The organism is Pantoea sp. PA1, assembly GCF_056856975.1.
In genome coordinates, this window is the sequence record NZ_JBXGEE010000003.1 from 117,571 (window position 1) to 129,118 (window position 11,548).

The 11,548-nt window shown below is 54.3% G+C and carries 14 protein-coding genes and 1 pseudogene; 6 read left to right on the forward strand and 9 right to left on the reverse strand.

Annotated features, from left to right (window positions below; genetic code table 11):
- Positions 1 to 55 precede the first annotated feature (55 nt).
- Positions 56 to 1,318 carry a DUF1479 domain-containing protein gene (locus tag AC1V0D_RS14010; RefSeq protein WP_471803706.1) on the reverse strand — a complete coding sequence of 421 codons (1,263 nt, stop codon included), beginning with the start codon at positions 1,316 to 1,318 and terminating at the stop codon, positions 56 to 58.
- Between the two features lie 253 nt (positions 1,319 to 1,571).
- Between AC1V0D_RS14010 and AC1V0D_RS14015 the strand changes: the two genes are divergently transcribed.
- Positions 1,572 to 2,393: a Cof-type HAD-IIB family hydrolase gene (locus AC1V0D_RS14015; RefSeq protein ID WP_140029457.1), complete on the forward strand. Its 822-nt coding sequence runs from the start codon at positions 1,572 to 1,574 to the stop codon at positions 2,391 to 2,393.
- A 35-nt stretch (positions 2,394 to 2,428) separates the two neighbouring features.
- Here AC1V0D_RS14015 and AC1V0D_RS14020 read toward each other — a convergent pair whose 3' ends face one another.
- Complete coding sequence (locus tag AC1V0D_RS14020; RefSeq protein ID WP_046102752.1) at positions 2,429 to 2,815, reverse strand: winged helix-turn-helix transcriptional regulator; 387 nt, start codon at positions 2,813 to 2,815, stop codon at positions 2,429 to 2,431.
- A 111-nt stretch (positions 2,816 to 2,926) separates the two neighbouring features.
- On the opposite strand from AC1V0D_RS14020, the gene AC1V0D_RS14025 reads away from it, so the two are divergent.
- Positions 2,927 to 3,976, forward strand: a complete 1,050-nt coding sequence (locus tag AC1V0D_RS14025; protein ID WP_046102751.1) for an NAD(P)-dependent alcohol dehydrogenase — start codon at positions 2,927 to 2,929, stop codon at positions 3,974 to 3,976.
- A 202-nt stretch (positions 3,977 to 4,178) separates the two neighbouring features.
- On the opposite strand, the gene AC1V0D_RS14030 is transcribed toward AC1V0D_RS14025, so the two are convergent.
- Positions 4,179 to 4,862, reverse strand: a complete 684-nt coding sequence (locus tag AC1V0D_RS14030) for a RipA family octameric membrane protein (RefSeq protein ID WP_337025654.1) — start codon at positions 4,860 to 4,862, stop codon at positions 4,179 to 4,181.
- A gap of 178 nt (positions 4,863 to 5,040) precedes the next feature.
- Complete coding sequence (locus AC1V0D_RS14035; RefSeq protein ID WP_009092851.1) at positions 5,041 to 5,265, reverse strand: hypothetical protein; 225 nt, start codon at positions 5,263 to 5,265, stop codon at positions 5,041 to 5,043.
- Between the two features lie 214 nt (positions 5,266 to 5,479).
- Here AC1V0D_RS14035 and AC1V0D_RS14040 point away from each other — a divergent pair, with 214 nt between their 5' ends.
- Both AC1V0D_RS14040 and AC1V0D_RS14045 read left to right on the forward strand, forming a co-directional pair.
- Positions 5,480 to 5,785: a hypothetical protein gene (locus AC1V0D_RS14040; protein WP_337025655.1), complete on the forward strand. Its 306-nt coding sequence runs from the start codon at positions 5,480 to 5,482 to the stop codon at positions 5,783 to 5,785.
- A gap of 173 nt (positions 5,786 to 5,958) precedes the next feature.
- A complete protein-coding gene (locus AC1V0D_RS14045) occupies positions 5,959 to 7,050 on the forward strand; it encodes a diguanylate cyclase (RefSeq protein ID WP_111207290.1) in 1,092 nt (363 codons plus the stop codon).
- A 37-nt stretch (positions 7,051 to 7,087) separates the two neighbouring features.
- Here the strand turns inward: AC1V0D_RS14045 and map are convergent, their stop codons facing one another.
- The 3 genes from map to AC1V0D_RS14060 all read right to left on the reverse strand — a co-directional run bounded on the left by map (position 7,088) and on the right by AC1V0D_RS14060 (position 8,559).
- Positions 7,088 to 7,873, reverse strand: a complete 786-nt coding sequence (map, locus tag AC1V0D_RS14050; RefSeq protein WP_046102748.1) for a type I methionyl aminopeptidase — start codon at positions 7,871 to 7,873, stop codon at positions 7,088 to 7,090.
- Entirely contained in the window at positions 7,870 to 8,115 is a 246-nt protein-coding gene (locus tag AC1V0D_RS14055; protein WP_009092856.1) for a ParD-like family protein, read from the reverse strand. The genes map and AC1V0D_RS14055 overlap by 4 nt, the downstream gene beginning before the upstream one ends.
- Positions 8,116 to 8,244: 129 nt before the next feature.
- Entirely contained in the window at positions 8,245 to 8,559 is a 315-nt protein-coding gene (locus AC1V0D_RS14060; protein WP_482907613.1) for a tyrosine-type recombinase/integrase, read from the reverse strand.
- Here AC1V0D_RS14060 and AC1V0D_RS14065 point away from each other — a divergent pair.
- A complete protein-coding gene (locus AC1V0D_RS14065; protein WP_482907614.1) occupies positions 8,558 to 8,983 on the forward strand; it encodes a tail fiber assembly protein in 426 nt (141 codons plus the stop codon). The two genes, AC1V0D_RS14060 and AC1V0D_RS14065, sit on opposite strands and share 2 nt — an antisense overlap.
- A gap of 35 nt (positions 8,984 to 9,018) precedes the next feature.
- On the opposite strand, the gene AC1V0D_RS14070 is transcribed toward AC1V0D_RS14065, so the two are convergent.
- Positions 9,019 to 9,666 (reverse strand): Ail/Lom family outer membrane beta-barrel protein, encoded by a 648-nt coding sequence (locus AC1V0D_RS14070; protein ID WP_150029129.1) that lies wholly within the window; start codon positions 9,664 to 9,666, stop codon positions 9,019 to 9,021.
- 59 nt (positions 9,667 to 9,725) lie between these two features.
- Between AC1V0D_RS14070 and AC1V0D_RS14075 the strand changes: the two are divergent.
- A pseudogene (locus AC1V0D_RS14075) lies at positions 9,726 to 9,883 on the forward strand (ASCH domain-containing protein); the annotation flags it as partial.
- A gap of 343 nt (positions 9,884 to 10,226) precedes the next feature.
- Here AC1V0D_RS14075 and AC1V0D_RS14080 read toward each other — a convergent pair.
- Complete coding sequence (locus AC1V0D_RS14080; RefSeq protein WP_482907615.1) at positions 10,227 to 11,405, reverse strand: aminotransferase class I/II-fold pyridoxal phosphate-dependent enzyme; 1,179 nt, start codon at positions 11,403 to 11,405, stop codon at positions 10,227 to 10,229.
- Positions 11,406 to 11,548: the final 143 nt, after the last annotated feature.

Sequence of the window (11,548 nt, forward strand, 5' to 3'; positions counted from 1 at the left end):
ACAGGAGTGGCAGTGTATCAGGGTTTTCCCCGCGCCGGTGCAGCGCGGGGGCAGATCAGGCTAAATCCAGCGAGCGACGTCCGTTAAGATTGAGATCTTCCGGCCTGAAACGTTGATCCCACGACGCTTCATAATGCTCCGGAGGAAAATCGCCTGGTGAATGACCCTGCGCCAGCGCCTGTGCGACATGGCGGGCATAGAGGCGGTTTTTTTCACACAGCGGGGCGGCCGGAATGTACATCACATTGCTCCAGCCCTGCTGATCCCTGACCGGCGCCACGGCGTGAATCACATCACAGTGCCACCACACCGAATCCCCGGCCTCTAAGGCCGGTATCGGACAGAGTCCGGCCATCAGGTGCGGATGCCACTGCTCGTTAACCGGCAAGACCCGGCCTGGGGCAACGCCGCAGAGTTCATCCTCCGGCACATCCGAAAGCAGTGGACGCAGCAGCACATAAGCCATCGCCTGCGGCACCGGCACGACATGCAGCAGGCCCTGACCGGGGATCATATCAGAGAGGGCAGTCCAGCCCTGAAAGGTGCGGAACACAGAACATTTGGTGGTGCCAGGCAGATCATACTCATCCACTTCAGTGCGGTGTGCCGCGTCCCAGGGGTCATAAGCGGCAAAGTCACCGTGAAACAGCTTACTGAAAACCTGCTGATAAGCCGGGAGCAGCCAGCGTTCCAGCGCGCCGGAATCGGTATGAGCCCCTAATCCGCCGGAGGTGGTGCCAGGCAGGCGACGGCGAATGCGATCGGGATAGATGATGCTGACATCCGGGTCAAACCACTCTTTGCCCTGTGAATCAAAGGTCCATAACCTGTTCAGGAAAGATTGCGCGTGTGCCATTGCCGGGCTTTGTCGCGCCTGCATTTGCGCCTGCGACCAGTAAACAGGATAAATTTCAGGACGCGAGGCGGCCAGCGTGCCAAAAAAATCATCGCCTGGCCCGCGATACTGTTCGTCAAACCGGTTGAGCTCCAGATAGTCGAGCATCGACTTATCCCAGGCCAGCGCCTGGTCCCGGGGAAAGTGCTGCTTAATCACGACACAGCCGCGCCGTTTAATCCGCGCCCGGGTTTCATCTGAAACCTGTCCCTCAGCGATATCCTGCATCGGCACCACTGGCCAGGCGCTGCCCGTCCACTCCTCATCCGCTTTTGCCTCCGTAATCGCCGCCTCGATGTTGTCACACACCTGCCGGAACAGGCCTTCAACATCACCAATCTGCTGACGCAACTGCTGTTTCACTGCGCGTATTGCCGCTTTGACGTCTTCCGGCAATGGGGTCGATCGGGTCTCATCACGCATCTCATGCTCCTCACTATTCGGGTTGAGTTACGAATGTAATTAAAATAACCTTCATTCGTAATTTACGGCTGAGATTAACATCTTTTTAACGCTCCGAAACGTGCGTGATAACACAACTCCGGAACCGGAAGGCTCCGAAAGCCGTTAGCAACGTCACTATTTGCATTCTCATTAATCCACACAGCGAGTAAGCTTTATGAATCAAATCAATCAGCCGAAAGGACAGAACGGCGACTCTATAGGGGCAGGTGAGATGGCGGTTAAGATGATTGCGGTGGATATGGATGGCACCTTTCTGGACGACAACAAAGCGTACAACGTTCAGCGGTTTTCGCGGCAGTATGCGCTGCTGAAGCAGAAGGGCATCCGTTTTGTGGTCGCCAGCGGAAACCAGTATTACCAGTTACAGCGCTATTTCCCCGACATCAAAGATGAGATCGCGTTCGTCGCAGAGAATGGCGCGTGGGTTTCAGACTGCAACGAAGAGATCTTCTGTGGCGAGCTGGCCCGCGAGAAGGTGCATAAGATTCTGGATATCCTGGCGCATGAACCCGATATTGCGGTGGTGGTGTGCGGGCGTAATGGCGCTTACATGCACGCATCGGCTTCTGACGAGGTGATGGCAAAGCTCTCAAATCACTATCACCGGCTGGAAAAACGCGATGACCTCTATGCCATTGACGATACAATTTTTAAATTCTCGCTGAATCTGGAGCATGAAGGGGTGGATGCCCTGCTGCAACGGCTGCATGCCCGACTCGGCGAGCTGGAAAACATCATGCATCCGGTCTCCAGCGGGTTTGGCTTTATCGACCTGATCATTCCTGGCTGCCACAAGGCGCATGGCATTGCGCTGCTGCAGGAGAAGTGGGGCATCAGCGACTGCGAAGTGCTGGCCATCGGTGACAGCGCTAATGATATTGAGATGCTGCGTCAGGCCTGTTTCAGTTTCTCAATGGCGAATGCCGCCGCTTCTGTCGCCGCCGTGGCGCGATATCAGACGCAAAGCAACAATGAAGAGGGGGCGCTGAATGTGATCTCCCGCGTGCTGGCGCGCGAATTTCCCTTTGAGTGAGGCCGGGCCGGGCTGACAGGCCCACCTGGTCCTCCTCACGCCTCCCGATGGCTGCGCGCGTGATTCTCCATTTCATCCAGCGCAGCCTGATTTTCCAGGCCCCACTGATACATCTGCTCAATCGGCCCGGCAAATGTCATGCCCAGCGCGGTCAGGCTGTACTCCACTTTCGGCGGCACCACCTGCCAGACATGGCGTGCAACCAGCCCGCGCTGCTCCAGCTCGCGCAGCGTCTGAATCAGCATCTTCTTTGAAATTCCCTGCAGGCTCCGCTCCAGTTCACCCGTGCGCGCACGGTGTTCCGGCCAGTGATAAAGCGCATGCAGCACCATCGTGCTCCACTTGACGGAAAAGAGTTCCAGCAGGCGGCGCGGCGGTGAATCCGCATAAAACAAAAGTTTTCCATCAACCCAGGCGGGCATTATTGTCTCCTTAGCAGGGTGGTAACCAAAAGGTAACTACTACCAAAACAGATCCCATGTGTCTATAGTGTGCCGCTTTCTTTACGACCATCAGGTGAGAAGAGGCAACAGATGAAGATTAATGCACTGGTCGCCAGTCAGGCAGATCAACCGCTGCGAGCGGGTCAGGTGGAGTTACGCGAGCTGCAGGCTGACGATGTTAAACTCGAGATCCTTTACTGCGGCGTCTGCCACTCCGATTTGCATATGGCGCGCAATGAATGGGGCGTGAGCCGCTATCCGCTGGTGCCGGGTCACGAAATTGTCGGACGGGTGGTGGCAGTGGGTGAGAACGTCACTCAGTTTGCGGTCGGAGAGATCGCTGGGGTCGGCGTGATGGTTGACGCCTGTCGCGAGTGCCATTTCTGCCAGCAGCATGAAGAGCAGTATTGTGAGGCAGGCTTTACGCCGACCTACAACGGAACCGATAAGTACACCGGTAACACGACCTTTGGCGGCTATGCCCAGCATGTGATTGCCGATCACCATTTTGTCGTGCGGGTGCCCGATAACCTGGCGCTGAACGCGGTGGCACCGCTGCTCTGCGCGGGCGTCACCGTCTGGTCACCGCTGCGCCACTTTAATGTTAAAGCGGGGGATCGCGTCGGGGTTGTAGGCCTGGGCGGCCTGGGCCATATGGCGGTTAAGCTGGCCAGTGCGCTGGGCGCAGAGGTCACCTTGTTTACCACCTCGCCAGAGAAAGGGGCGGATGCCCGCCGGCTGGGCGCCAAAAACGTGGTGGTTTCCCGTGACGCGGCCCAGATGGCGGCCTGTCAGGCGTCGCTGGATATCATTCTGGACTGCGTGGCTGCGCCACACGATCTCGATCCCTATCTGAATGCGCTGAAAACCAACGGTCAGCTGGTGCTGGTGGGTATCCCCGATCAGCCTCATCCGTCACCGAATGTGACACCGATGGTGTTCCGCCGTCTGAGTATTACCGGCACCTCAATTGGCAGTATTCAGGAGACGCAGGAGATGCTCGACTTCTGTGGGCAGCACAACATCACGGCGGATGTTGAGATGATTACCGGTGAAGAGGTCGAAACGGCCTTTGAACGTATGCTGACCAGCGATGTGAAATATCGTTTTGTGATTGATATGCAGAAAACGCGCTGGTAACGCCAGGGGGCACGCTGTGAAGGCGTGCCCTTTACGATGCCCGCGTTGCTGAATGAGTGATGATAGTTACAACATACTTTACGTTGCTGAATCAGGTTTCAGATAGCTGGGTGCGAAAGGGCTGAGCAGCCAGACCGGGCCTGTTGCAGCAAAAAAATACCCGGCTTGCGGGCCGGGTATTGTCTCAATTCTGGCGTTTTAGTTACGCCTGCGCGTCATCCGCTTTATCCTTCGCCGCTTCCTCTTTCTCTGCAGCATGAGTGAAAGGTTTGAGCAGCTGTATATCCAGAATCACATAGACCATGGTGCTGATGAACAGCGAAATCACACTGCCGAAGACGCCGCTGGTGGTGAAGGTCAGATAGTTATAGGTGACCAGCCAGGTCAGGCAGATAAACAGCGCGAGAGAAATGTAGAGATTGGGCACGGAGTAGTTACTGGTGCCGCCCCCCTGGGTATGGGTAGCTTTAAACAGATTGCCGATGGAATATTTTTCCAGCACCAGGATGGCATTTTCCCAGTTGCGCTGTTTACGCGCGCTGGCGCGTGTCAGGAACAGATAGAGAATAGAGACAAAAAAACCGGAGAAGGCGATCAGCACCGGAATCGCCTCCAGGGCATATTCGATGCTCTTATGGCCGGTGGTGGTGCTGAGATCCAGCGTCAGCGAGGCACCGAGCGCAGCATATAAAAACAGGAACAGCAGCATGAACGTCAGAGTGCGTTTCCAGTCACCGTCGATCTCTGCTTCTTTTTGCTGGATAGCCAGCTGAAGCGATTGCTGAATCTGTCGTGTCTGAGGTGAATCTGTGTCGAGCGTGTCGCAGGGCGCAGCAAAGAAGTTATGCATAAACAGCGCATCTTCTTTCTGAATAGTGATTTTCATCAGAAACCTGTGTGCGGAGAAATTTCCCTTATTCTAATCGGCACGACATGAATTAACAGTCACTTTGCCTTTTAATCCCGCATTAATGGGAAATATACCTTCCCCCGCTTGTCCTTATGGGTGAGATTAACGGCCATGATTTCACGGCCTTTCTGAAGCACGCAGTAATCGGGCATGACTATTTCTCCACAGGTGTGTCGAGCGCCTTAAACTGCTTGATGGCGTCATGAATGTTATTGGTTTCCACGGTCGCAATGCAGCGGTCACCGTTGAAAACATCATAACGGGCATTGCGCAGCTGAAACAGCAGATCGCGTCCCCGAAAGTGGATGCGTTTCTGTCTGACGCCAATGCCATGCCGCCGTAACAGGGCCTGTGACAGGCGATCGGTCTCTTTAGTCATTCCGTTAGCCTCCCGGCAGTACGTGGTCACTGCCAGTAAACCTGATAAACATTAGTTTTATATTAAGAGGCAACCCTGTTTTTCGCATGGCCATCCGATGAAGCGGGACGAATGCCCTGCAAAGTGAAGAAGATGCGGGACAGAGGCGGTTTCTGACTTAATAAACCGTAAATGCGGTACACTCATCTCACCCTTCGCCACGAGACAGACTGCTATGAACGACAAGAAGATGATTTCCATTGATCAGTTCAACGCTGATGAACGACTGGCCGTCGAACAGACCGTTAAAGGGCTGATAGAAAAGTATCGTCAGCGCACCGGTAAAGAGCCGGATAGTAAAAAGGAAAAAGAATTCAGCAGTGAAGCGCGTCGGATCGTTATGACGGCAAAGCAGGAAAAAGAGAAAGCGCAGGCGCTGAAGGCGAAAAAACCCCTCCGCAAAAAGAAACCCTCCTCACTGACAGCCAGTGAAGTCAGCGACTTCAGCTGGTCCGCGTCGGTTGCTAAGGGCCGCAGATAAAAACCTACCCTCGTGCTGGCAGGCGACAGCAGTCATCTGTCAGCCGAACAATACCGGCTTTTAACGCGTAGTCGATCATTCTTAATCCGGCAATAAGAATATTCTGCAAACATATTACTTTTATTCACCAGTTTGGATAAACTGACGTAACCTTTCGCTGCTTCAGTCTGCATATGAACTATTACACACCTGACGATGCTCAACTGAGGCGGCGCGCCAGCCGATTCGTGCGCCGTATGTTTATGATGCGTCAGCTCGGTACGCTGCTCTGCTTTTTGCCCATCCTGTCAGTGCTGATGGAGCGGGGGAAATGCGCGGAACTCTGCCTGCTGCTGTTCGTCAACGCGTTTGTCTGGCCCTATGCCGCCTACAGGCTGGCCTTACGATCGCGCGACCCCACAGGATTTGAACGCAAGAGTCTGACGCTGGATGCGGCTTTTGGCGGCGTCTGGGTGGGGATGATGGCGCTGAGTCCTTTCCCCTCACTGGTTATCATGGCCGTACTGATTTCTGACCGCTATTCTGCGGGCGGCTGGGTACAGCTGAAATCTGCGCTGCAGGCCTTTTTGCTCACTTTTGTGCTGGTATGGTCAGTCGCGGGTGCACCGATCATGCTGAACTTCTCTACCCGTACCGCCTGGCTGACTCTGCCACTGGCCAGCGTTTATCTGCTGGCGCTCAGTGTGGTTTCGCACAATCTGACGCTGAGCCTGCGTAAGAAGAATCGCGAGCTGGAGCGCATCGCGCTGATGGACCCCGGCCTGAAAATCCCGAACCGTCGTCTGTTTGAGCAGCGACTGGAAAGCGAATTTCTGCGAACTCAGCGAGGCGAGGGCAACGCCTGGCTCATGCTGCTGGATGTGGATCACTTCAAACAGGTTAATGACACGTTTGGCCATGAGGCGGGCGACTTTCTGCTGACAGAGATTTCGGCACTGTTACGAAACAGCGTCGGTCTGAAAGATATACCCGCCCGATTTGGCGGGGATGAGCTGTGCGTCATTGTGCGTGAGGCCGATGAAGCCAGCATCCTGCGACTGGCTAAAAAGATCCAGGAAGGCATTACCTTGCTGCGGTTGCCTGCTTCGCCCACTTTTCAGAGTTCGGTGAGTATCGGAATTGCTTCAGCGCGCGAAGCGGCTTCGATTCATGAATGGCTGCGACGCGCTGATGAGGCGCTTTATCAGGTGAAGCGCGCCGGACGCAATGATGTGCATGTCTGGCGGGCTTCCTCCCTCAACACACTCAGTGAAGTTCGCGACTGAAAAAGTCCAGAGCCTGAGACACTCTCAGGCCACTGGATTAAATTGCCGGGTAATCACCGGTGCCTTCCGGCCAGGGCGTCAGCAGATCGAAGCCGCTTTCCGTCACGGCGACCGTATGCTCCCACTGCGCCGAGAGTGAACGATCTTTTGTCACCACCGTCCAGCCATCAGACAGCACGCTGGTGCCCGCTTTACCGGCATTGATCATCGGTTCGATGGTGAAGATCATGCCCGCTTTGAGTGGCATACCCTGGCCCGGCGTGCCGTAGTGCAGCACCTGCGGTTCGGTGTGGTAAATCTCGCCCACCCCGTGACCGCAATATTCACGCACCACGGAGAAACCAGCTGCTTCTGCTACACGCTGTATTGCGGCGCCGACATCGCCCAGCGTTGCGCCCGGACGGACCGTTTTGATCCCGGCCACCAGCGACTGATAGGTGATCTCTACCAGCCGTTTCGCCCGGACTGATGGCGTGCCGACGAAGTACATGCGGCTGGTGTCGCCGTACCAGCCATCCTTGATGACGGCTACATCGATATTAACGATATCGCCATCCTTGAGTTTTTTCCCGGCCGGGATACCGTGGCAGACCACATGATTGACGGAGGTGCAGGTAGTGCGGGTATAGCCTTGATAGCCGATGTTGGCTGGCGTCACCTTCAGTTCGTTCACAATAAAGTCGTGACAGATATCATCCAGCTCTTCGGTGGTGATGCCAGGCCTGACGTGTGGCGTGATCATGGCCAGCACCTGCGCGGCAGCCTGTCCCGCTGCGCGGGCCATCTCGATTTCTGCTGCGGTATGAATTTTAACGCTGTTCATGACACATCTCCTTGTGTGGCGAGGATCTCTTCAGGAAGCATATTCCGGATATCGGTGCGGCCTTCCACCTCCAGCCGGATCAGCATCTGCGCCAGTTGGTGTTGGGTCTGCTGGGGATAGAGTTCCGCCAGCATGCCGATTTTAAGCCAGTGTTCAGCCTGTGCATTGATGGAGCGGCTCATCGCCTGACTGGCGATGCGCAGATTCTCATGCATCAAATCCGAGATTTTAACGATACCCATGCTAATCCTATATAAAACGTATATGTTTCGTATATAGCATATCCTTAACCTCATGAGTTGAAAAGGCAAATTTCAGCCTGACCGAAAATGTCCGAAAATGTCCGAAATTTGTCCGAAATTACAGATACATCATACCAGTACGTACGCATCGCCACGGGAATCCAGGTACTTCTGAGTCATGGTCAGATTCCTGTGGCCCAGCAGCCGCTGTGTAAATGCCTGACCGTAATGTGCCTCATATAATCTTCCGGACAGGCTACGGATCTCGTGAAAGGTTGGCGGGTTTGGTAATGTGTCCAGACCGCAGCGGGCCCGCGTGCGCGTAAATGCCTGCGTCAGGTTTTCCGGACGAACCGGGCCGGGTCTGCGTCCATGCCGTCGTGCAGCAGAATAGATAAAAGGGTGAACCATCATTTTACTGGCTGGCAATGGGATACTAATCATGCGGTTTGGTTACAGTGCAAAAGTGAATGCATTTTTTTTGCTGGATGATGAAGAGGCTTACAGGGCAGGTGGCACCTGGCAGGATGATATTATTCCCGTTACGGAAGACCTCTGGCGTCAGTTTGTCAGTCAGCCACCGGAAGGCAAAACACGAGGTGCAGAAAAAAACGGCATGCCTGAATGGGTTGATATTCCTGATCGGGAAAAAAGGGAGGCAGACCGGCGTTTTGCATTAAAGAGTGACCTGCTGGAAAGGGCGGTCGATGAAATACGCATGCTGACAATTGTTCAGGACGTTTATGGACTGAGTGATGAGGAGAAAGGAAAACTCGCTGACTGGAAAAAATATTTAGCGGATGTCTACAGGATGGAAATAAACAGTAAGGATAAGGTTGACTGTCCCCGTGCGCCGGGCAAGGCATAAAATGGCCCACATCCTGTGGACCATAAAACAAAAACTCAGAAGCGATAACCAACATCCATAAAACCGCTTTTGACCGGGTGTTTTTTATCATCAAAACTGGCGCGCGAGCCTTCATAGCCTGCAGTCAGCGCCAGATTATCAGCAGGATTAAGCGTAATACCGGTGCTGTATGCATACTGACTGGATGACTGACCGTGCGTGTTGTCAGAAGCAGAAACGGGCTTGACGCTTCGGGCAGGGAATTCGACTCTCGAATGAGAAATACCCCCAAGAGCAAATACGCTTAAATTCTCAGATAGCCGGTAGGTTGGCCCTGCCATTACGGAGTAATATTCAGCCTTGCTATCAAGGTTATGTTTTTTTCGGTAACTCTCTCTGCAGGTTTTATCAGCCTGTCTGCATGAGGAGAGTTCATCCTGCCAGCTATTCTTCATCGCGGTCAGCGACCCCATCACACCCCAGGGTTTCGCATTCTCATACTGAAACCTGAAGTTCCCGCCTCTGACATCTCCAAAATCTCTGATATGCCCCTGTTCATAACCTAAAGACATGGTCGGCCTTTCCTGTGACCCGTACGCCATCGTGGCGGAGCACGTAATCACAGCGATCGCGAGACCTGATAATGATTTTCTGAACAACATCTGAACTCCTTTTAAACATGGGATGCTGATTTCGGCATGCATACCCGTTGAGGGAGACCCATTTATATCCAGTGTGAAGTTCAGAAAAGTGAAAACAGACAGTTTTAATGAAACTGGTCCGTTTTTGTGATGTTACTGAGGGGTTTGCCCGCAAAGAAGGCGAGGGCGATATAAGTCTCGAATACTGGCAGAAAGAGCATAAGTGGTTTTTCTCAGTGCAGAACATTTTTCTGGCAATATGGAAATTATCGCAAAATAATTTGAGGTGATTGAGTCGTTGTAAGATTGAACGGGTATTCTGGCATTTCATACCTAATGATTTATTACAATGTCCGCTTCTGGCACAAGGCGGACAGACGGCTCTCAAGGCCCGCTATGAGCGAAAAGCTGACATAACCATCGGGTGCGCTGGGCCATTTAGGAGCATCAAAAACCAGGCCTGAGAGACCCGGGCTCTGTGAGTTCCCTCGAAGTGATCTACTATTCCGCGCAGCTATTAAGCCGGTGAGTTTTATGCTGAAGCGATGATGCAGGCTATTACACGTCAGGCTGCTGCTTGCAGGTTGTAGGCTCCTGTGCGCACCTGCTAAAAAGTGTCGGGTTCAACTGAAGAGTTTCAGTGCCGCAATCCGCTTCAGAGACTCATCCAGCGCCTCGTCGCTGGCGGTCAGGCTCAGGCGTATAAACCCTTCGCCGCCAGCGCCAAAACCGTGCCCTGGAGCAACCAGAACCTGCGCCTCGTGCAGCAGGTGCTCGGTGAACAGCTGCGAGCTGTATCCCGCTGGAACCGGTAGCCAGAGGAAGAAGGTGCCCTGGCGGGCATTCACCGGCCAGCGCATCGCTTCCAGCGCGCGGATAACCCGCTCGCGACGATGGTGGTAAAGTGTGGCAAACTCCGCAACCGCGCTCTCCGGCAGACCCAGCGCGGTAATTGCCGCATCCTGCACCGCCCCAAACACTGTGCTGTAGCTGTGGGTGTGCAGCTTTTTAAATGCGCTAATCACCGAGGCATTGCCGACGGCGAAGCCGAAGCGCCAGCCTGCCATCAGGAAGGTTTTCGACATCGTATAGATCTCAACGCTCCACTCTTTAGCCTCCGGCTGCGACAGCAGGCTCGGCGGCGCGTCCTGCGGATGGCGGCCAATCGCCGAGTAGGCGAAATCGTGCAGAAGCGGAATGTTCAGCCGCTGCACGAACGCCAGCGCATCGTCAAACAACTGCGGGGTGGCCACCGCCCCGGTGGGATTGTGAGGATAGTTCAGCATCAGCAGCCCGGCATGCTGAGTGACAGCTTTCGGCACCTCGGTAAAGTCCGGCAGAAACTGGTTTGATGCGTGCAGCGGAATACCGTAGAACTTCGCCTGCGCCTGCGCGGCGGCCGAACGGTAAATGGGGTAGCAGGGATCGGTCGAAATCATATACTGACCGGGCGCGAGCAGCGCACGCGGCAGGCCGGTCACGCCGATATGCGAGCCGTGGAAAACGGCAACTTCGCTATCCGGGTCCAGCTCTGTGCCGTACTGACGTTGATAAAAACGCGCTATCGCCTGGCGCAGCGCGGGCTTGCCCCAGAACGATGGATAATCGTGGTTTTCTGGCTGCGCAGCGGCGGATTGCAGCGTGGCGACCACTGCTGCCGGCGTAGGCTGGCGCGGACTGCCGGAAGACAGGTCAATCAGCGGGCGCTGTGAGGTATCGATCTGTGCCGCCATCTTTTCCAGCGCACTAAACAGATTCTCTTCTAACTGATCAAGCAGGGGTGAAGCAGAAAATACCGGCATAACACATCCCGATAAAAAAATAATACCTGGACTATGGCATAGCCCGTCATTTCATAAAATGAAATTATCCGGCAGGAAAAATATTAAAATTAATAAGGATATTAATAAATCGCAATAACAAAAAACAGTTAAGGTTAGCACAA